The organism is Bacillus sp. KNSH39 (assembly GCF_052656585.1).
Genome location: NZ_JBQXYO010000001.1, coordinates 2,349,626 through 2,370,006, shown reverse-complemented (window position 1 = coordinate 2,370,006; position 20,381 = coordinate 2,349,626). Strand labels below are relative to the sequence as shown.

Annotated in this window: 24 protein-coding genes; 19 read left to right on the top strand and 5 right to left on the bottom strand. The window is 35.6% G+C overall.

Features of this window, described 5'->3' with window-relative positions:
* The first annotated feature begins 62 nt into the window (after positions 1 to 62).
* Complete coding sequence (locus ACUL40_RS11880; RefSeq protein WP_000535802.1) at positions 63 to 1,061, top strand: formamidase; 999 nt, start codon at positions 63 to 65, stop codon at positions 1,059 to 1,061.
* Between the two features lie 46 nt (positions 1,062 to 1,107).
* Here the strand turns inward: ACUL40_RS11880 and ACUL40_RS11875 are convergent, their stop codons facing one another.
* Entirely contained in the window at positions 1,108 to 1,473 is a 366-nt protein-coding gene (locus ACUL40_RS11875; protein WP_001160952.1) for a YugN family protein, read from the bottom strand.
* Between the two features lie 204 nt (positions 1,474 to 1,677).
* On the opposite strand from ACUL40_RS11875, the gene ACUL40_RS11870 reads away from it, so the two are divergent.
* From ACUL40_RS11870 to ACUL40_RS11845, 6 genes are all read left to right on the top strand, one after another.
* Positions 1,678 to 2,712 carry a CAP domain-containing protein gene (locus ACUL40_RS11870; protein ID WP_000735378.1) on the top strand — a complete coding sequence of 345 codons (1,035 nt, stop codon included), beginning with the start codon at positions 1,678 to 1,680 and terminating at the stop codon, positions 2,710 to 2,712.
* 186 nt (positions 2,713 to 2,898) lie between these two features.
* Positions 2,899 to 3,336 carry a YlbD family protein gene (locus tag ACUL40_RS11865; RefSeq protein WP_001143346.1) on the top strand — a complete coding sequence of 146 codons (438 nt, stop codon included), beginning with the start codon at positions 2,899 to 2,901 and terminating at the stop codon, positions 3,334 to 3,336.
* 11 nt (positions 3,337 to 3,347) lie between these two features.
* Positions 3,348 to 3,593 carry a YlbE-like family protein gene (locus ACUL40_RS11860; protein ID WP_001200990.1) on the top strand — a complete coding sequence of 82 codons (246 nt, stop codon included), beginning with the start codon at positions 3,348 to 3,350 and terminating at the stop codon, positions 3,591 to 3,593.
* 76 nt (positions 3,594 to 3,669) lie between these two features.
* Positions 3,670 to 4,242, top strand: coding sequence for a histidine phosphatase family protein (locus tag ACUL40_RS11855; protein WP_000134946.1), 573 nt, complete (start codon positions 3,670 to 3,672; stop codon positions 4,240 to 4,242).
* A 114-nt stretch (positions 4,243 to 4,356) separates the two neighbouring features.
* The gene (locus ACUL40_RS11850) at positions 4,357 to 4,809 is read left to right on the top strand and encodes a YlbF family regulator (protein WP_000634366.1); all 453 of its coding nucleotides are present in this window, start codon (positions 4,357 to 4,359) and stop codon (positions 4,807 to 4,809) included.
* A 126-nt stretch (positions 4,810 to 4,935) separates the two neighbouring features.
* Entirely contained in the window at positions 4,936 to 5,202 is a 267-nt protein-coding gene (locus ACUL40_RS11845; RefSeq protein ID WP_002082261.1) for a YlbG family protein, read from the top strand.
* A 54-nt stretch (positions 5,203 to 5,256) separates the two neighbouring features.
* Here ACUL40_RS11845 and ACUL40_RS11840 read toward each other — a convergent pair whose 3' ends face one another.
* Positions 5,257 to 5,646 carry a DUF7147 family protein gene (locus ACUL40_RS11840; protein ID WP_000616017.1) on the bottom strand — a complete coding sequence of 130 codons (390 nt, stop codon included), beginning with the start codon at positions 5,644 to 5,646 and terminating at the stop codon, positions 5,257 to 5,259.
* Positions 5,647 to 6,144: 498 nt separating this feature from the next.
* On the opposite strand from ACUL40_RS11840, the gene rsmD reads away from it, so the two are divergent.
* Both rsmD and coaD read left to right on the top strand, forming a co-directional pair.
* Positions 6,145 to 6,711, top strand: coding sequence for a 16S rRNA (guanine(966)-N(2))-methyltransferase RsmD (gene rsmD / locus ACUL40_RS11835; protein ID WP_001266978.1), 567 nt, complete (start codon positions 6,145 to 6,147; stop codon positions 6,709 to 6,711).
* Positions 6,708 to 7,199 carry a pantetheine-phosphate adenylyltransferase gene (gene coaD / locus ACUL40_RS11830; RefSeq protein ID WP_000200601.1) on the top strand — a complete coding sequence of 164 codons (492 nt, stop codon included), beginning with the start codon at positions 6,708 to 6,710 and terminating at the stop codon, positions 7,197 to 7,199. The genes rsmD and coaD overlap by 4 nt, the downstream gene beginning before the upstream one ends.
* Here the strand turns inward: coaD and ylbJ are convergent.
* Positions 7,191 to 8,420 (bottom strand): sporulation integral membrane protein YlbJ, encoded by a 1,230-nt coding sequence (gene ylbJ / locus ACUL40_RS11825; RefSeq protein ID WP_000273082.1) that lies wholly within the window; start codon positions 8,418 to 8,420, stop codon positions 7,191 to 7,193. The genes coaD and ylbJ overlap by 9 nt on opposite strands.
* A gap of 113 nt (positions 8,421 to 8,533) precedes the next feature.
* Between ylbJ and ACUL40_RS11820 the strand changes: the two genes are divergently transcribed.
* Together ACUL40_RS11820 and ACUL40_RS11815 are read left to right on the top strand one after the other, a co-directional pair.
* A complete protein-coding gene (locus ACUL40_RS11820) occupies positions 8,534 to 9,325 on the top strand; it encodes a patatin-like phospholipase family protein (protein WP_000662588.1) in 792 nt (263 codons plus the stop codon).
* Positions 9,318 to 10,355 (top strand): SepM family pheromone-processing serine protease, encoded by a 1,038-nt coding sequence (locus ACUL40_RS11815; RefSeq protein ID WP_000476281.1) that lies wholly within the window; start codon positions 9,318 to 9,320, stop codon positions 10,353 to 10,355. The genes ACUL40_RS11820 and ACUL40_RS11815 overlap by 8 nt, the downstream gene beginning before the upstream one ends.
* Positions 10,356 to 10,364: 9 nt before the next feature.
* Here the strand turns inward: ACUL40_RS11815 and ACUL40_RS11810 are convergent, their stop codons facing one another.
* Positions 10,365 to 11,546, bottom strand: a complete 1,182-nt coding sequence (locus ACUL40_RS11810; RefSeq protein WP_063220783.1) for a nucleotidyltransferase — start codon at positions 11,544 to 11,546, stop codon at positions 10,365 to 10,367.
* 213 nt (positions 11,547 to 11,759) lie between these two features.
* Here ACUL40_RS11810 and ACUL40_RS11805 point away from each other — a divergent pair, with 213 nt between their 5' ends.
* From ACUL40_RS11805 to ACUL40_RS11795, 3 genes are all read left to right on the top strand, one after another.
* A complete protein-coding gene (locus ACUL40_RS11805) occupies positions 11,760 to 12,260 on the top strand; it encodes a YceD family protein (RefSeq protein WP_000872149.1) in 501 nt (166 codons plus the stop codon).
* A gap of 61 nt (positions 12,261 to 12,321) precedes the next feature.
* Complete coding sequence (gene rpmF / locus ACUL40_RS11800) at positions 12,322 to 12,495, top strand: 50S ribosomal protein L32 (RefSeq protein WP_001984764.1); 174 nt, start codon at positions 12,322 to 12,324, stop codon at positions 12,493 to 12,495.
* A 130-nt stretch (positions 12,496 to 12,625) separates the two neighbouring features.
* Positions 12,626 to 13,132: an RsfA family transcriptional regulator gene (locus ACUL40_RS11795; protein ID WP_000246467.1), complete on the top strand. Its 507-nt coding sequence runs from the start codon at positions 12,626 to 12,628 to the stop codon at positions 13,130 to 13,132.
* Between the two features lie 33 nt (positions 13,133 to 13,165).
* On the opposite strand, the gene ACUL40_RS11790 is transcribed toward ACUL40_RS11795, so the two are convergent.
* Positions 13,166 to 13,639 (bottom strand): N-acetyltransferase, encoded by a 474-nt coding sequence (locus ACUL40_RS11790; protein ID WP_000506694.1) that lies wholly within the window; start codon positions 13,637 to 13,639, stop codon positions 13,166 to 13,168.
* Positions 13,640 to 13,935: 296 nt separating this feature from the next.
* On the opposite strand from ACUL40_RS11790, the gene panE reads away from it, so the two are divergent.
* The 5 genes from panE to ACUL40_RS11765 all read left to right on the top strand — a co-directional run bounded on the left by panE (position 13,936) and on the right by ACUL40_RS11765 (position 20,368).
* Complete coding sequence (panE, locus tag ACUL40_RS11785; RefSeq protein ID WP_002164452.1) at positions 13,936 to 14,820, top strand: 2-dehydropantoate 2-reductase; 885 nt, start codon at positions 13,936 to 13,938, stop codon at positions 14,818 to 14,820.
* A gap of 79 nt (positions 14,821 to 14,899) precedes the next feature.
* The gene (gene bshC / locus ACUL40_RS11780) at positions 14,900 to 16,516 is read left to right on the top strand and encodes a bacillithiol biosynthesis cysteine-adding enzyme BshC (protein WP_000403038.1); all 1,617 of its coding nucleotides are present in this window, start codon (positions 14,900 to 14,902) and stop codon (positions 16,514 to 16,516) included.
* A gap of 369 nt (positions 16,517 to 16,885) precedes the next feature.
* The gene (gene rsmH / locus ACUL40_RS11775; RefSeq protein ID WP_000472508.1) at positions 16,886 to 17,818 is read left to right on the top strand and encodes a 16S rRNA (cytosine(1402)-N(4))-methyltransferase RsmH; all 933 of its coding nucleotides are present in this window, start codon (positions 16,886 to 16,888) and stop codon (positions 17,816 to 17,818) included.
* 15 nt (positions 17,819 to 17,833) lie between these two features.
* On the top strand, positions 17,834 to 18,196 hold the full coding sequence (gene ftsL / locus ACUL40_RS11770; RefSeq protein ID WP_000182804.1) for a cell division protein FtsL: 363 nt from the start codon (positions 17,834 to 17,836) through the stop codon (positions 18,194 to 18,196).
* Between the two features lie 21 nt (positions 18,197 to 18,217).
* Entirely contained in the window at positions 18,218 to 20,368 is a 2,151-nt protein-coding gene (locus ACUL40_RS11765; RefSeq protein WP_000739960.1) for a penicillin-binding protein, read from the top strand.
* Positions 20,369 to 20,381 lie beyond the last annotated feature (13 nt).

The window sequence follows — 20,381 nt, the reverse complement described above, 5'->3', positions numbered from 1 at the left end:
GAGAGTTACAAATATATATTGTTATCTTTAATAAACACGAACTATTTTAAGGGGGAGTTTAAATGGGTAGTAGTGGAAGTATGGTAAAGCCGATTAGTGGTTTTTTGACAGCACTAATTCAATATCCAGTACCAGTAGTAGAATCGCGTGCAGACATTGATAAACAAATTCAACAAATCATAAAAACAATTCATTCGACCAAATCAGGTTACCCTGGTTTAGAATTGATAGTATTTCCTGAATATAGTACACAAGGGCTCAATACAAAAAAATGGACTACAGAAGAATTTTTATGCACAGTGCCTGGGCCAGAAACAGACTTATTTGCTGAGGCATGTAAAGAATCTAAAGTATATGGTGTTTTTTCAATAATGGAGAAAAATCCTGATGGTGGAGAGCCATATAATACAGCAGTTATTATTGATCCACAAGGTGAAATGATTTTGAAGTATCGTAAGCTAAATCCTTGGGTGCCAGTCGAGCCTTGGAAAGCTGGAGATTTAGGCTTACCTGTTTGTGATGGACCTGGAGGAAGTAAATTAGCTGTTTGTATTTGTCATGATGGCATGTTCCCTGAAGTAGCTCGTGAAGCGGCCTATAAAGGTGCAAATGTCTTAATTCGTATTTCTGGATATAGTACACAAGTTAGTGAACAATGGATGCTAACCAATCGTTCAAATGCATGGCAGAATTTAATGTATACATTGTCGGTAAACTTAGCGGGTTATGATGGCGTATTTTATTACTTTGGTGAAGGACAAGTATGTAATTTTGATGGGACTACTTTAGTACAGGGACATCGAAATCCTTGGGAGATTGTTACTGCTGAAGTATATCCAGAACTAGCAGATCAGGCTAGATTAGGATGGGGATTGGAAAATAATATATATAATCTAGGTTCAAGAGGATATGTAGCAACTCCTGGTGGGGTGAAAGAAAATCCATATACGTTTGTAAAAGATTTAGCTGAAGGTAAATATAAGGTTCCTTGGGAAGATGAGATTAAAGTAAAAGATGGATCTATTTATGGATATCCAGTAAAAAAAACGATTCATTCTTAGGGAAGGGAAATAAAACAAGCGCATCATATTGATGCGCTTGTTTTTGTTAATCAATAATTTGAAATTCTTTTAACTCTTTTTCGACATTTTGTAGGAGTTGTTCGCTTTTTTGAAGTACATTCGTTGGGAAAGTCTCATCATCACCATATTCAACGCCGTGAGGATAATAATGTTTTCCTAATAAGGGGGGAAGTAGTTTTACTTCAGCGTGTCTACTGCCAATGTCACCTTCAACAGCAACTCCTTGCACTCGTAAATAATAAACATCCTTTAATATTTCAAATTTATAATCGTATGTAACTCGCTCATAATCCCACTGTCCGGCAAGTACGAAGTGGTTGTTTTCCATGATTTCAGTTAAAAGAGTTAATTCAACGACGGCTCCATTAAATTGCGTATTTGTAAATTGCATATAATACCTCCTTTTTTAATGTTACACCATTATTTTTATAATAGTATGAATAATAAGAAAGTGCAATTCATATTGAGAGAAAAGGGATAATCCAGACTTTTTTCACAAAAATATGATATAGTGAAAAGAGTACGGTACACACAAAAAGAAAGAAAAGGATTTGTGTATATCTCAATTTTATGTTTTGTTCAGGAGGTATATCGTTTGAAGAAATTATTGCGTATCGTAATGATTACATTTTTAATTTTAGCTGTTGATTTATACGGGAAATTACTCGTTTCACAATATATATTAACCCCATCTCAATCAAAGCAAGAAAATAAAATTGTGAAAAAGAAAAAGCAAATTAAGGAAGACTCCTCAGACACTGTTTTAAATATGATTGGTGAAGACTCTGAAAACTTATTAGCGAAGTGGGGAGAACCCTCTCGAATAGAGCCATCTGCATACGGATATGAATGGTGGGTATACAACCAGGATTTAACTCAGTATGTTCAATTTGGAGTTTCTGAACGTAAAGTTGTAACGGCATACGCAGCTGGTGAACAAGTTAAGGTTCCACCTTATTATATAAATGAAAAATATGAAGAAGTATATAAAAAAAGTCCGCTTTCGCATGAAATTTCATTAAAAAGAGGGAAAAATAGTTATCAATTTGAGCTATCTGATACCGAAGTCATGGAACAACCGTTAATACCTGTAGAAGATGGATGGGCGCAATTGTATTTTGATCAATTTACACATGAGCTTGTTGGTGTTCGTTATATGGATGATGAAACTTTATTACGCCAAAGACCGTATCAGCTCGTTTATTCAGGTGAATTAATAGCAGAACAACCATTGACTCCAGAAAAAATAAAACAAGTAGAAAATGGGAATATGCAACAAATTTTTGATTTAACAAATATCATTCGAAGTCGTCATAAATTACCATTATTAACATGGGATCAGGAAACAGCAGATGTTGCTGTTGGTCACAGTAAAGATATGAAAGACAATAATTATTTTTCTCATGACTCACCTACATTAGGTACGCTAGGAGATCGTTTGCAGCGCGGGAAAGTAGGATTTCAACTTGCTGGTGAGAACATAGCGGCGCAACATAGTGATGGAATTGCGGCAGTGCAAGGTTGGTTAAATAGTGAGGGGCATAGAAAGAATTTATTAAATGAACAATTTACAGGATTAGGTGTTGGTGTATACGATAAATTTTATACACAAAACTTTATTCGAAAATAAAGTGAAATTGTAAGCGGTGGGGTGTTAACATCACCAAATTAGTTACTTCGTATTCACTGAATTGTAGGTGGGAATCTGACCGTATGCAAATAGCAGAAAAAAAGGTGCATGAATCGTCTAAAAATAGGCGAACCATGCGCCTTTTTTTCTTACTATATAGTAGATATACATGGAGAGGTGAGGATTATGCCAACAACAAAAGGACCGTTACATCCATCGGTTCAACAGTTTAAAGAATTTGTAAACCATCACCCTAAAATGGTTCATGAGGTTAGAAGTGGTCATAAAACATGGCAACAATTTTATGAAGAATGGTACTTACTTGGTGAAGAAGATCCAATATGGGCAACTTATAGACCGGATGGAGCGCCTGCGTTTTCTTCGGTAAAAGAAAATAAAAAAGAAAAAGATAATCGAACTGAAGAGGAAAAAACTGCTGATGTGATGGGGCAAATGCTTTCTTTTTTTAAAAAGTTGGACGTGGAACAAATGCAGAACCATTTAGCCAATGTGACGAGTGCAATCGGGAGCGTGCAACAAGTTATTCAGCAATTTCAAGGTAACCGTACGCAACAAGAGCAAAGTACTTCAGAAAATAACCCATTTTTCTTTCAAAAGGATTAGGGGGAAAGATGATGAGAGCAGAAATTATGGAGTTTATAAAGGCTGATGAGGATTTATCTCGCTATATTAGAGAGCAACCGTACTGGTATAGAAAATTAACACGAAATCCTGAAGAAAAAGAGGCTTTTGAGTTAGCGGCGATGCAACATTTCAAAAAAACAATACCAGATAAAGTGGAAAAGTTTCAAAATCAATTGGCCGTTGCTTCGATCATGATTGATATGTTTCAGTATATGAAGCAACAAAATGCAACCTAATTGGAAGTGAAAAATATGTCCGTCATGCAGAACTTTTGTTACAATAGAGGTTGATTATTTAAAAAGGAGTTGCAGCATGACGGAAATTTGTTTAGTACGACATGGACAAACTGATTGGAATTTTCAAGAAATTATTCAGGGGCGAGAAGATATTCCGCTTAATGAAGTTGGTAAGAAGCAAGCGAGTCAGAGTGCAGCTGCTTTACAAGAAGAAACGTGGGATATCATTATAAGTAGCCCGTTAATTAGAGCGCAAGAAACGGCTAATGAAATTGCAAAGACAGTTGGATTACAATCGATTTTATTAGATGAGCGATTTGTTGAACGGAATTTTGGAGAAGCTTCAGGGAAGCCGGTTGCGGCTGTTAGAGAGTTGATTGCTGAAGGTAAAGTAGAAGGTATGGAGCGAGATGAAGAGATTGTAGCTCGTTGCTTTGCTGCTTTAGAAGATGTTGCGACAACTCATTTTGGCAAACGTATTATTATTGTTGCTCACTCACACGCGATAAAAGCGATTTTACATGCCATTGAACCAGATGAAATTACATTTAAGACACCATTAAAAAATGCGTGTATTAGTTATGTGAAACAAAATAGTGGAAAGTGGGATGTTCTTAAATATAATATAGCGGAACATATTAATGTATAAGTGTGTACGGATATAGTGTAAAAATAGTTTCATTATATCTTTCTTTTGAGTAAGTCACTTCAATTAGTAGTTCTAATCTAAATGTGGTATGATGGATACTCGGAGGTGTCTCTCATGATTGTAGCGACGCTAGAAAGCGTATTAATATTAGATAAGGCAGAGCAGCTTGCAAAAGCGATTATCTGTTCAGATATAGCAGAAGATTATCGTAAGTATTATAGAGAATTACATGAAGATATGGAACTTCAGACGCTCATTCAGCAATTTACAGCGATGAAAGAACGGTATGAGGAAGTACAGCGTTTTGGAAAATACCATCCTGACTATACTACCGTGTCAATGAAAATGAGAGAATTAAAGCGTTCTGTGGACTTACATGATAAGGTTGCAGCTTTTAAAAGAGCAGAAACTGCTTTGCAGAAGTTATTAGACGAAGTTAGTGTAGCAATCGGTTCGGAAGTGTCTTCTTCCATTAAAGTGCCAACAGGAAATCCATTCTTTGATGCTGGTGGCTGTGGTGGAGGTTGTGGTACTGGCGGAGGTTGTGGTTGTAAAAAAACGGGGTGATGTACCCCGTTTTTTAGAAGTTGGAAGAAAACGTATACAGAGTTTGTCCTGTAATGTTATAAATTTCTGATTGGTTTTCATAGAATATAAAATATATGTTTTTAAAAGGAGAAGATGGAGAAGATTATGTTCGGGCAACGACAAAGTATGATTGTTTATTTACATTCATTGAAACATGCCAAGATTTTAAGGAAATATGGTAACATACATTACATATCAAAACGATTAAAATATGCTGTAGTATATTGTGATATGGAACAAATTGAGCATATGATGCATAAGTTGAACAAACTTCCTTTTGTGAAAAAGATAGAACAGTCGTATCGCCCGTATTTAAAAACGGAATTTGAAAATTCCCGTCCTGATCGAGCAAAAGAATACGATTATAGCTAATAGAAAAAATCCCCGGCTAAATTTAGCCGGGGATTTTTCACTTGGAATAACGTGTTATTTCATCGGAGGAATGAAATTGTTCATTCGTAAAATACCAATTAAATGATTAAAAAATAGTTCTTTTTCTGGGAAAGTTGTAGATGGTTTTACAGTAAAGGTAGCCACTTTTTTTCCGAGTTGTTCTGCCGTTTCTTCAAATAAAATGACACGTTTACTTTTTTTATTTTCAAATACAGGAATGCCTTCACGACATATGTATAATGGTTGGAAATCACCAGTAGTAGTTGGTTTTAATATTACAACAAGCGAACATACTTTTTTATCGTTTTTTATCGTTTCAAATTGTAACATATGTGCTATACGTTCTTGATTTGTTTTGGCAATTTCAAGTAATTCATATAAATCAGAGTAGCCTTCTCCGAGTTCTATAAAGCGTTGAATCATATCTTTTCCTCCTCTTTCTTTTACTGTACCATTTCACTTTTTAAATGAAAAGCACACAAAGAAAAAAAACCCTGCATAGCAGGGCCCTTCTTATACTAGCATGTACTAGTAAGAAGGCAAAGGGAGAGGAGAAACCGGAGGAAGAACTTATGGGGAAACGTAAGTCTTCTCCGCGGTTGGCAACAACATCGAAGGTGATGTTGTTATAATTATTTATGTCCAATCTAAATGAAGATATACATAATGAAATTAAATTTTATGTTGGGCTTTTTATTTTTCTTTTTTTTATTTTGTGATAGGATAAAAAAGATAAAGTGGAACTAATATACATATTGGGTTCATATTAGTGAATGATGAGATGAATACATAAAAATAACGAGAGGTTATTTGAGGCCGAGTTTTCCTATAGTTAGGTGAATGTGGTTTGTTAACGGTTACCGAAGTGGGAATGGCTTTCTATAATCGCTCGATAGATTGAAATAAAGGTAGTGACAACAGATGAGAGTAGTTTCAGGAAAATGTAAAGGACACCCACTTAAAGCGGTTCCTGGTAATACAACACGTCCAACGACAGATAAAGTAAAAGAATCTATTTTTAATATGATAGGTCCTTATTTTGATGGTGGTATCGCCCTTGATTTATTTGGTGGTAGTGGTGGTCTTGGAATTGAGGCTTTGAGCAGAGGGATTGATAAAGCAATTTTTGTTGATCGGGATAGTAAAGCGATAAAAGTAATTCATCAAAATTTAGAAAGTTGTAGAGTACAGGAACAAGCTGAAGTATATCGAAATGATGCGGAACGTGCAGTAAAGGCGCTAATAAAACGTGAAATGTCATTCGATCTTATATTGATAGATCCTCCATATAAAGAGCAAAAAATTGTATCTTTAATTAGTATAATGGATCAACATGGATTGCTACATAGTGATGGATTAATTATGGCAGAGCATGGTAATGATGTAGTTTTACCTAATTCAATAGGAAGGCTTGTAAAAGTACGAGCTGAGAATTATGGGATTACTGCAATATCGATTTATAAGTATGAAGGTGAGGGGACAGAATGACAAGTATAGCTATTTCTTCAGGAAGTTTTGATCCAATTACCCTTGGGCATCTGGATATTATTAAAAGGGGAGCAAAAGTATTTGATGAGGTGTACGTAGTCGTTTTAAACAATTCATCAAAAAAACCATTCTTTTCAGTTGAAGAGCGATTAGAATTAATTCGAGAAGCGACAAAGGATATCCCGAATGTAAAAGTAGATTCGCATAGTGGGCTATTAGTAGAGTATGCAAAAATGCGTAATGCAAATGCAATATTACGTGGTTTACGAGCAGTTTCTGATTTTGAATATGAGATGCAAATTACTTCTATGAATCGAAAATTAGATGAAAATATTGAAACATTTTTTATTATGACAAACAATCAATATTCATTTTTAAGCTCGAGTATTGTAAAAGAAGTTGCGAGGTATGGAGGAAGTGTAGTAGATCTTGTACCTCCTATTGTAGAACGTGCTTTAAAAGAAAAGTTTCAAACCCCGTTAAAGTGAACGGGGTTTTTCTTTATATGTGCGCAAAAATAATAAAATAACATATAAGTATAGACAAAATAATGTGAAAATTGGTCCATAATGTATAAAAGATGTCCAAATTTCATGTAGTATAGAAGGATGCTCGGATAAAAATACAGGAATATCTTTTGGCATAGGCGAGAAAGAACTCACTTTCTCATAAAATGGTGTCCAAAATACAAATGTAAAAATAGGGGCAAGAATACTTTGAATAATTCGTGCGAAAAAATAGGGTTTAAATCGGATATCTGTTTCAGCTAATATGCTAGCAACTTGTGCCTGAATAGAAAGACCACTAAATGCTAAAATGAAGCTTGTTACCATAGCTTGTTGTAAGAGCGGTGTTTCATTTATTTGACTAATCATTTGGCTTCCGAGTGTCATTTCGAAAATACCTGATAATATAGGTATACTAAAATCTGTACTTAGTTGGAAGAATGATAAAATATGTTGCATAATAAAAGAAAGAGCTGCTGTAATGTGAAATACAGTAATCATTTTATTTAACACAGAGAATAAAATAATAAATCCGCCAATCATAAGTAATGTTTGAATAGAAGAAACAATGGCATCCCCAAGTAATTTACCAATTGGTCTTTTTTCTTGTAAGCGTGTCTCGTGAAGGATTAAAAAAGGGTTTTGAAAGCGACGTTTTTTTGTAGTGTGTGTATTAATTTTGTAAGCGGTATTATCGCCGTAAAAACGCATAATTAATCCGACAGCAAAGTTACTGAAATAATGGGCAGCGGCTAATATAATTCCTAATTTCGGATTATTAAAAAAACCGATAGACACAGCACCGAAAATAAAAAGTGGATTAGAAGAATTTGTGAAAGAAACGAGGCGCTCCGCTTCAATCTGAGTTAAAAGATTGCTTTTTCGTAGTCTAGCGCTTAATTTGGCGCCTGCAGGGAAACCAGAAGCCATTCCCATCGCCCAAACAAATCCGCCTATCCCTGGAACGCGAAAAAGTGGGCGCATGAGTGGTTCTAATATAACGCCAATAAATTTTACAACACCGATACTAATTAGAAGTTCCGCAATGATGAAAAACGGTAGTAGTGAAGGGAATACAACTTCCCACCATATATTTAACCCGCGAATAGAAGCTTGCAAAGCGGCTTGGGGGTGGAGTACAAGAGAAAAGGTTAAAAATAGCGTTGATATGGTAAGGAAAGCGGTTTTCCATTTTTCATACATGTAAGTAAATCCCCCTTTGTCCCAAAAAACGTTCATTTCAGTATACGTGGATACGTAGTGAATTTAGACCATAAGTATGAAAAAGGAATGAAAAAAATTAAAGGGTGAGAAAAATGAAAGAACCAAAGATTGGTTTAGCACTTGGGTCTGGAGGAGCGAAAGGGTTTGCTCATATTGGTGTAATAAAGGTTTTAAGGGAAGCGGGTATCCCTATTCACATGATTGCAGGAAGTAGTATGGGGGCGCTAATAGGTACGTTTTATGCGGCAAGTAGTAACGTTGAAAGATTGTATAAATTGGCATCTGTTTTTAAGCGGAAGTATTATTTAGATTTCACGGTACCGAAAATGGGATTTATTGCTGGAAAACGTGTCAAAGATATGATTAAAATGTTTACATATAATAAAAATTTAGAAGAGTTAGATATCCCGACGGCTGTTGTGGCTACTGACATATTGAAGGGGGAAAAAGTGGTTTTTACAAGTGGGCCAGTTGCAGATGCGGTGAGGGCTAGCATATCTGTTCCTGGAGTGTTTGTACCAGAAAAAATAGATGGAAGATTATTAGTGGATGGTGGAGTCATTGATCGCATCCCAGTATCGGTTGTGAAAGAGTTAGGGGCCGATATTGTTATCGCTGTTGATGTATCTCCAATTAAGGTAAATGGCGATGTTACGTCCATTTATGACGTAATCATGCAAAGTATTGAAATTATGCAGCATGAGCTTGTAATGAATCGGCAAATTGCATCGGATTTAATGATGCGACCAGCTGTAGAGCAATTTAGTTCACGTGCTTTTACAAACATTGAAGACATTATTCGAGTTGGAGAAGTAGAAGCAGAAAAACATATTTCAAATATTTATTTATTAATTGAGCAGTGGAAGGAGAAACATAATGTTTAAGCGTTTTCGGTTTATATATGCAATCTTAATAGGGGTTATATTGGCGATGTTACTTGTTTACGTACGTTTACCGTATTATATAACAAAACCAGGAATGGCTGCCAAATTAGAGCCTTATGTTCAAGTTGAGGGTGGAACGAAAGAATCTGGTGATTTTATGCTTGTTACGGTTTCAATGGGACCAGCAAATGTGGTGAATTTAATAGCGGCACAGTTTAATAAATATACACATATTTCGAAAGCGGAAGAAATATTGCAAAAAGGTGAGAGTGATGAAGAATATCAATTTCGCCAAAATTATGCGATGAAAGATTCACAAAATGCAGCGATTTATAATGCATATAAACGTGCAAATCGCTCAGTATCTTTTGAAAATAAAGGTGTATTAGTTGCTGGTGTGGCAAAAGGAATGCCGTCAGAAGGAAAGCTTAAGCTTGGTGATGTTATTATAGCTGTTGACGGAAAAACATTTGAAAAGACGGAGCAATTTATTGAATATATGACAGGGAAAAAAGAAAATGATGCTGTAAGTATTGAGTACATGAGAAATGGAAAACAATTGAAAGAGAATTTAAATGTAAAGACGATTCCTAATGGGAATGGACGTGTCGGTATAGGTGTTTCTATCGTTACGGAAAGAGAACTAGTGGTCGATCCGAAAGTGAAAATTAATTCTAATGAAATTGGTGGACCATCCGCAGGTTTAATGTTCACATTAGAAATATATAATCAACTTGTGGAAGAAGACTTAACGAAAGGACATGAAATAGCTGGAACAGGTACAATTAATGAAAAAGGAGAAGTGGGCCCGATTGGTGGTATAAATCAAAAAGTGGTGGCTGCTAGCGATGCTGGGGCTGAAGTGTTCTTTGCGCCAAATGAAAAAGGTGCGGAGAAATCGAACTATAAAGATGCACTTGAGACTGCAAAGGATATTAAAACAAAAATGAAAATTGTACCAGTGGATACGCTGGATGATGCGTTAACATATTTAGAAAAGATGGATAAGGAAAAAACCTCTCTGAAATAGAGAGGTTTTTTATAGGAATTTTGTAGTTGTTTCATCATAGCGAATAGGATGGTGTGTTATATCCTGTTTTAATAGTTGTGTGCGTAACGGTTCGTGCATGATGGAGAAATATACAGAGTTTGCTTTTTTCTCTATATCTAAAGCGGCATGGTCGAATGTTTTTGTATGAGTAAGGATTGGAAGTTCGATTTTTTTCTTATTTTTTGAAAGGTAAGTTTGTCCTTTTTGTGACATGCCTAGCAGGCGAATATATGGTGCGTGTTGTTCTATATTTGCGCTACGTATATCCTCTTTTGTTGTGTTTGTTAAAATGTGTGTACAAGCTCTTTGTAATCTAGTCCATGTATAACGTTTTGTTTTTAATGCTTCCATGAATGAATAGAAGGAGGAACTGTTTTGTATTTTTGATAAAATACGATGCTCTAAACCTTCTTCTATTTCATATATATGTCGTAAGTCCTCTGGAGACATCGTCATGAGTCTATATTTAAAAAATGAAAAGTATTGTTCCCAATTATGTAATATCCCGTAGTTTTGTTTGTAATTTGCTAAAAGCGAAGTGGTTGCCTGTGGGAGAAAAGGTTCAATTGTTGTAAATGATCCTTCTTCGCTAAAGAGTTGTTTTCGGATGCTTGTCGCGCTTGCAATATGTTGGTCATTAAATGTTTCATCATGATAATGAGAGGCAAATCTTTTTATAGTTTGAGCTTGTATAGAGCTATTTTGTGACAGAATTGCTTTCATATATTGGAAGCCTAAAATATTATTTGGTTGTGACATATCTATGTTTTTTTCAGATGTTAAAATGTGTGAGAAAGCATCCGATGTTGCTTTTGCATAACTATTACCAGCGTCCATGAATTGTTTTACAAGGCAGTTAAAAGTCTCTTCTTCGTTTTTTTGTATGGAGATGGTATTATAAAAATTTTCGATTTGTCCATCCTCACTACCGAAACAAATTTCGGAAACACGTAGGGCATTTAAAATGGAAATAGCACCATTTGCGAAGGTTTCAGCCTTTTGTGTTGCAAAGACGTATGGAAGCTCTACAACAAGGTCTACGCCGTTTGCTAAGGCCATTTTAGTGCGATACCATTTGGAAATGAGTGCGGGCTCACCACGCTGTAAAAAAGGACCACTCATAACGGCAATTATTATATCGGATTGTGTTAACTTTTTTGTCTGTTGCACATGATAAAGATGACCGTTATGAAAAGGGTTATATTCAACAACAATACCACCAGCTTTTATGGTAATCTCTCCTTTCGATGTAGCATCTTTTTGAAAAACGTGATACTCTATATATTATTTACTATGATGACTTCATTATAGTGTAAAGAAAAAACATTGACAAATATAAAATGGCTAGCTATAATTTTGTTTGTTGCCTTGAGGTGATATGATATGAAATGGTCCATCCATCAATTGAATAAATTGAGAAATAAAGGATTGACATTGGATGAGATGGTAGATGTAAGTGAGCTAAAAGAGGTCGAGAAAGATATTCGTGAAATTAATCCTGTTCATGTAACGGGAAGAGTTGATTTTGGCTCCGGTAAGTTTACGTTTCATCTACATATAACTGGAAGCATGGTTTTACCATGTTCTCGCTCTTTAGTAGATGTGACATTACCATTTGACATTAAAACAACTGAGGTGTTCCAAACTTCACAAGAAGAATTTGAAACTGAAGCTGAAATTCATTCTTTAGAAGGAGAAGTACTTGACTTACTGCCCGTAATCAAGGAAAATATACTTTTGGAGATTCCAATGCAAATTTTCAGTGATGATGTTTCTGGTGGAGCACCGACGCAAGGTCAAGACTGGCAAGTGATTTCGGAAGAAGACAAAGAAAAGACTGTTGATCCAAGATTGGCAGGACTTGCAAAGTTTTTTGACAAATAATCGGAAGACTGGTTCAGGCCTTCATATGAAAATAACTATTTCTTTTAAGGAGGTGGGAAGAATGGCTGTACCTTTTAGAAGAACTTCTAAAACAGTAAAAAGAAAGCGTCGTACGCATTTCAAATTATCAGTACCTGGTATGGTAGAGTGCCCAAGCTGTGGTGAAGCGAAATTAGCTCACCGTGTATGTAAAGCATGCGGTACTTACAAAGGTAAAGAAGTAATCAGCAAGTAATTGCGGGAAAATAAACGCAGAAGATATCTTCTGCGTTTATTTTTTTTTGTCTTAATCTTTAGTTGTTGTATTCTATCTTTTCTAGTAACTGCATATGCTTAATAAAAAATGCATAGGGAGGACTAGAGAGATGGCGACAACAAGACAAGATGCTTGGACTGATGATGAAGATTTGCTTCTGGCAGAAGTAGTACTCCGGCATATTCGAGAAGGTGGAACACAACTTTCTGCCTTTAAGGAAGTGGGAAAAAATTTATCTCGTACACCAGCAGCATGTGGGTTTAGATGGAATTCTTACGTAAGAAAGCAATATAAAGAACGTATTGAGGAAGCAAAGCAACTTCGTAAAGTAGAACATTATGAAGTGAAAGAGACAAAGGTGTTAGAACCTACGTCAATTACGTTGAATGATGTTATTGATTTCTTGCAAAATTATAAAGATGAAAACTCTTTAACGGTGTTGCAACAACAAGTTGAATCATTACAAACAGAAAGAGAGCGCCTTCTGGAGCGATTATCAGTATATGAAGAAGAGTATAGAACATTACTTGATTATATCGATCAAAAAAGAAGTGTAATGGTAGCGGAAAGAAACAATGCTCGCTCGAATGAGAAGTTAGAGAAGCTTAAGAAATAAAAAACAGCTGTTATACAGCTGTTTTTTTATTTTTTAAGCCGATTCTTCGTTTGTAACCGCATTCAAATTTGTTTCTGGATGCCAAATATAAAAATCACCATCAGTTACTGATACGGGGTTGAAATTTAATTTATCCCAAAAACCAGCTGAATGAATACGTGCTATTGTTTTAATAGGAAATTGCATTTGTTTCGCATGATTTACAAGCATTTGCCCGAATCCTTGTTTTTGAAAAGTTGGTAATACTTCAAGTTTATAAAGTTCTAGGTAAGGACCTGTAATTTCGAATGGTTCTCCGCCGTTTCTTTTCATATATAGACTCATACGTGCGATTAGTGATCCACCATAATAAATGCCATAAAATGGAGATTCACTGTCGTTTTCAATAATGTTTGCTTGCAATTCTTCCAGCATAGATAGTTCTTGGGCTCCGCACCCTTTAAATTTTTTGAATTCATCTAACGTTTTATAATTGATGAGCAAGCGCTCAACTTTTGGGAATCCCATTACATCACATCCTTTTGTTATCTTGTTGAATGCAGAAAAGTGAAAATATTTACAATAATATTATAACTCATTTTTTTATTTTTATGAAGAAGATAGTATATTTCTTTTATTATTTTTTTGAGGATTTGCTAAACTAAGAGTATAAGTGTATTAATAGGCAGTATTATACATAGCGAAAAAAGAGAGTGTATTTGTTTGACAGAGGACAACGAAATTATAGGGCGTGCTCATGTACTTTAAAAAGATATAAAAAGGAGGGGAGGCAAGGGCGCTTAATGTGAATCCCTTGTGTGAAAATGAAAATTGGAATTGTCGGACCAGGTGCTATTGGTCTATTGTATACATTTTATTTACAAAAAAGTAACCAAGATGTTACGTTGTTTACAAGAACGGCTAAGCAGGCTGAAGAGTTGAATGAAACAGGTGTAACTTGTATTAGAGATGGAAGATGTGAAACAGTATATCCACCTGTTTTACCGATAGAAAGTATGGTAGCACAAAATTTAGATTATATATTTATTTCTGTGAAGCAATATCATATAGATGACGTACTACCGTTTGTGGAAGGGGCATCATCATTAATCTTTTTGCAAAACGGAATGTCGCATCTTCAAAAGATGCTGAAAATAGGGAGTGAAAATATAGCTGTTGGTATTGTAGAACATGGTGCGAAAAAAGAGGGAGGGCATATCGTTCATCATACTGGGATAGGGGTAACAAAATTTGGAGTGGTTTGTGGTCAATCTATACATTTCAAGAAAATATTCCGTTATTTTCCTGTTACTTATTTTCCAGTTCAAATAGAAACGGATTGGGAAGAGATTATGCACAAAAAATTAGTAGTAAATGTATGTATCAATCCATTGACAGCACTATTGGGAGTTAAGAATGGTGAATTAATCACGAATCGTTTTTTTTATCAAATGATGGAGCAAGTGTTTCAGGAGGTCGCATTTCTTATTAGAGGAGAAAAAGAAATGGTATGGCAAATGGTACGAAATGTGTGTGAAGGAACGTCTCGTAATACATCCTCTATGTTAGCGGATGTAAGAGCGAATAGACAGACGGAAATTAATGCGATTGTTGGATATGTATTAGAAGAAGCTAAGAAACAGCAACTACCAGTTCCGACACTTCAATTTTTGTTCGATGCAATAAAAGGGTTAGAAACAAGAGTATAAGTGTTATTCTTTGCTTTTACGTGAAACATTGACTACAATGTGGATTGGTGAGAGAACTGGATACGAAAGGAAGAATTATATGGAGATAAAAGAAATCTCTGTTCCGCAACAAGGTGTTGTAGCGGACTATATGAACGGTAAAAAAGAGATACAGTCATGTTTTGATTATATGTTAACAGAAGATGCTTTTAAACAACGTTTACATGATTTGCGTGAAAGGGAGTTTTTCCGCCAAGATTTAGTAGCGCATTTATTAGAATATAATACAAAATTACAAGCGGGAGAATCTACACTTCAAAATGTAAAAGCGCTTGGAGATGAAAATACATATGTTGTTATAGCTGGACAACAAGCAGGGTTATTAACTGGACCGCTTTATACAATTCATAAAGTTATTTCAATTTTACAGCTTGCAAAGGAAAAGGAAGAAAGTTTAGGAGTTAAAGTTGTCCCTGTCTTCTGGATTGCGGGTGAAGACCATGATATGGATGAGATTAACCATACTTTTGTAGCGAAAAATAAAAAGATGAAAAAAACTATTTTTTATGACCGTAATCCGAAAAAGGCGAGTGCTTCTGAGTCTGAACTTTCTGTTGAAGATTGTAGAAATTGGATTGAAGAGATTTTTAAAACATACCCAGAAACAAATTTTACAAAGGATGTATTAAAATTTGTTGATGATGCTTTGAAAAAATCGAATACGTATGTAGATTTCTTTGCTCATCTTATTACGAAAATCTTTGCTAATTCTGGTTTAATCCTTGTTGATTCACATCATCCTGAATTAAGAAAGTTAGAAATTCCATTTTTCAAGCGAATTATAAGTAAGTATAAAGAGGTACAAGAGGGGCTTCGTAATCAGCAAGAAGTAATTAAAGAACTAGGATACAAACCGATTATTGAAACGAAGTCTCATGCAGTGCATATATTCATGGAAATAGATGATGAACGAGTATTGCTTGAAGATCAACAAGGTAAGTTTGTTGGAAAGGATGGGGCGCATTCCTTTTCATACGAAGAGTTGATTGAAGAGATGGAGAGAAATCCGGCACGTTTTAGTAATAATGTTGTAACACGTCCTCTTATGCAAGAGTATGTATTTCCTACGCTCGCATTTATTGGAGGTCCAGGAGAATTAGCTTATTGGAGTGAATTACAACAAGTATTCCATACTGTCGGTTTTCAAATGCCACCTGTCGTTCCTCGTCTTACAATTACTTATGTGGAGAGAGATATAGCGACGGATTTATTTGATTTGCAATTGAGAGAAAGTGATCCGTTTTTAAATGATGTCGATAAATTGCGTGAAAACTGGTTGTCTAATCAAATAGAGGAACCGATTGATGATCATTTTGAAAAGGCGAAAAAAGAAATTGCCGATATTCATACATCTTTACAGCAATTTGTAAAGAAAATAGAGCCAGGGTTAGGTGCGTTTGCAGGGAAAAACGAATTGAAAATTAATGAACAAATTGAACTGCTGGAAAGAATGTTGAAAAGAAATGTTGAGAAAAAGTATGAGGTTCAGCTAAATAAATTTCGCCGTATACAATTCGCACTTCGTCCATTAGGTGCACCGCAAGAACGTGTGTGGAATGTATGTTATTATTTAAATCAGTTTGGTTTGGATTTCGTTGATCGTGTAATGGAAAACCCTTTTTCTTGGGACGGAAAACATCATGTTATAAAACTATAAAATCTTGCTCTTTGGAGCAGGATTTTATTTTTATTCCGTTGAATTTACTGTGAAGTGATTTTTTTCTGAATTATCAATCAAAAAAGTGTTAAATATGGCAATTGTGTTGGATACTTAAATATATGACAAAATAGCACAAAATGTAAACGTATTATTCGCTTTTTCGACAGTTTTTTATTTAAATTCCCGCAAAAGATGATAAAATTTAGTATATAATAAAAGAAAATAGCGATTTGTATAGTATGTTGCCTTTGTTGGTAAGTTAAATGAGTCGTTCTTTCGTATTATTTCATTCTCTAAGCGTGAAATATGTGTTTAGAGGAAGGGATACATTCAACATAATTAATTGGAAAAAGAGTAGGTGCAACAATGTTTAAACACGTAACAGTGCTTTTAAAGGAAACAGTAGACGGCTTAGATATAAAGCCAGATGGTACATATGTAGATTGTACACTGGGGGGAGGAGGACATAGTTCTTATTTATTATCCCAATTAACTGAAGGTGGAAAATTAATAGCGTTTGATCAAGATGAGATAGCGATTCAAAACGCGAAAGAAAAGTTCTCTTCATACGGTGAACAGTTTATAACAGTAAAGAGTAACTTCCGTTATTTAGCTGAAAAACTGCAGGAAATAGGTATAACAGAAGTAGACGGTATTTTATTTGATTTAGGTGTTTCATCCCCACAATTAGATACACCAGAACGAGGCTTTAGTTATCATCATGATGCACCGCTAGATATGCGGATGGATCAAGATGCCCCATTAACAGCGTACGATGTTGTAAATAGCTGGTCATATGAACAACTTGTAAGGATTTTCTTCCAATACGGTGAAGAGAAATTTTCAAAACAAATTGCAAGAAAAATTGAAGCTTATCGTGAGAATAAAGCTATTGAAACGACAGGAGAATTAGTAGAGCTAATTAAAGAAGGTATTCCGGCTCCTGCTCGTAGAACGGGTGGGCATCCTGCTAAGCGAGTGTTTCAGGCAATTCGTATAGCTGTAAACGATGAATTAAAAGTATTTGAAGAAGCATTGGAATCTGCTATTGAGATGGTTAAGCCAGGTGGAAGGGTTAGTGTTATAACATTCCATTCATTAGAAGATCGTATTTGTAAAACAACGTTTAAGCGAAATAGTACAACGCCACAATTGCCGCCAGGATTACCGATTATTCCTGATGAATTTAAGCCGAAATTAAAGCTTATTACAAGAAAACCGATTTTACCTTCTGATATAGAGCTAGAAGAAAATAATCGTGCGCGTTCTGCGAAGTTGAGAATCGCTGAAAAACGATAAAAGGGAGAGAGAGGTATGACTAATTTAGCTGTAAAGTACAAACAACAAGCGCAAGAAGAGGTGCAAATTCAAACGCCCCCACAGCAGATGGCTAAGCCGAAGGTTAAAGCGAAAATTACAAGAATCGAAAAACTGTTGTATGTAGCGTTTATTGGCTTTTTATTGTATGCCTGTGTCGCGTTTATTGGAAATAAAGCAGGCCTTTATCAAGTTAATGTAGAAGCAGCGACGATAGAAGAAAAAATTGTACAGCAGCAAAAAGAAAATCAAGAATTACAAGCTGAAGTAGAGAAGTTAAGTCGCTATGAACGAATCGCTGAAGTTGCAAAAAAACATGGGCTAGAAATTAATGCGAATAATGTGAAAGGCCTCAAATAAGGCAATAGGTGTGAAGGAACGATGAAGAAGAATATGACTAAATTTCATACCAATAAGGGAGCAGGTTATTTTATGATATTTTTCCTCCTGCTCTTTTTGCTGTTATTAGCCCGATTTTTTTACATACAATCAACAGGAACCGTTCATAATCAGGATTTAGATGCACTTGCTAAACAAAAGCATAGTAAAAAAGGAGTTCTTGAAGCGAACCGAGGAACCATTTATGATCAAAACGGTCATGTGTTAGCGCAAGACGCAAACTCTTACAAAATGGTAGCTGCACTAAAAGGTGCTAACTCAGTTGAGAATAAAGAAGATACTGCAAAGAAAATTGCAGGAGTACTTGGAAAAGGCGAAGAGGATATTTTAGCTTCTTTAAACAAGGAAGGTAGAAGTCAAGTCGAATTTGGAACGTTAGGCAAGGATTTGACGAAAGAAAAGAAGGAACAAATAGAAGCGTTGAAGTTGCCGGGAATATCTTTTATTACAGAAAATGCAAGGGTGTATCCAAACGGTGATTTTGCATCTTACGTTATAGGTCATGCAAAACCAAATGAGAATGGAACCTCGGTAGGTCAATTTGGCATAGAGAAAAGCTTGGATAAATACTTAAGTGCTTCGAATGGAGAAGTAGCATATACAGGTGATCGTAAAGGTGTGTCCCTTGATGGGGGAAAAGTTAATGTAAAGGCACCTAAAAATGGAGATAATGCTTATTTAACAATTGATCAACGTGTCCAAAGTTATTTAGAAGACGCGATGAAAGCAGCAAGTAAGCAATATGAGCCAGAAAGTTTAATAGGGATTGTTGCAGATCCGAAAACTGGGAAAATATTAGCGATGTCTACTAAACCTAGTTATGACCCTAATGATCGCCAAATTAAATATTTCTTCAATGACGCGATTGCCAATGCATTTGAACCTGGATCAACAATGAAAATTTTTACGTTAGCGGCAGCTATTAATGAAGGTGTGTACAAAGGACAAGATTATTATCAATCCGGGACATATCAAGTCGGAAATAGGAAAATAAAAGATCATAATGGCGGTGCTGGTTGGGGCTCTATCACGTTTGATGAAGGGGTAGAGCGTTCTTCAAACGTAGCGTTTGCAATTTTAGGAGATCAAAAACTTGGTCCAGAACGTTTCCGAAAATATATTCATAGTTTTGGATTAGATGAAAAAACGAACATTGATTTATCAGGTGAAGGATCGAATACAATTTTATTTGATCAGCAAATACAACAAGTGACAACAGCTTTTGGACAAGGTTCCACTGTAACACCAATTCAGCTTGTACAAGCTGCAACGGCCATTGCAAATGATGGGAAAATGATGAAACCTTATGCAATTGATAAAATTGTAGATCCGATAACAGACAAAGTAAAATTAGAACATAAGCCAGAAGAAGTAGGAAAACCTGTTACAAAGGAAACAGCAGCGCAAGTAAGACAGTTATTAGAACGTGTTGTTACATCTCCGAAAGGTACAGGGACAGCTTATAAAATTGATGGATATTCAGTTGGTGGTAAAACAGGTACAGCGCAAATTCCGGATGGAAAAGGCGGCTATATGACAGGAAGACAGAATTATATATTCTCATTCTTAGGTATGGCACCAATGGACGATCCACAACTTGTCGTGTATGTAGCTGTTAAACAGCCGAAATTAAAAGATGATGAGAACGGCGCACAACCTTTAGCTGATATTTTTAAATATGTAACAAAAAATAGTTTAGAGTATTTAAAGATTAAGCCAAATGAAGTGAAAGATCCGAAAAAACATCTGAAAGAACAACAAACTACTGTTCCAGATGTAACTGGTAAAACGATGGCTGAAGCGGGGAAAGCGATTGATAAAGCCAAACTTCGTCCAATCGTACTAGGTGAAGGGAAAGTACAGCAACAAGTACCAAAAGCGACTGAACAAACATTAAAAGGCGACCGAGTCTTCTTGGTAGGAGATAAGCCTACAATGCCAAATATACAAGGATGGGCACTGCGTGATGTTATGAATTTAGCGAAGACATTACAGCTTAACTTGAAACCTTCTGGTACAGGATACGTAACAGAACAAAGTGTGGCGGAAGGAACATTATTACAACCTGGTACAGAATTAGGTGTCACACTCGTACCGCCACTCGAACCACAGCAAGAAGCAGAAAAGCCGTAATGGTAAAAGAGAA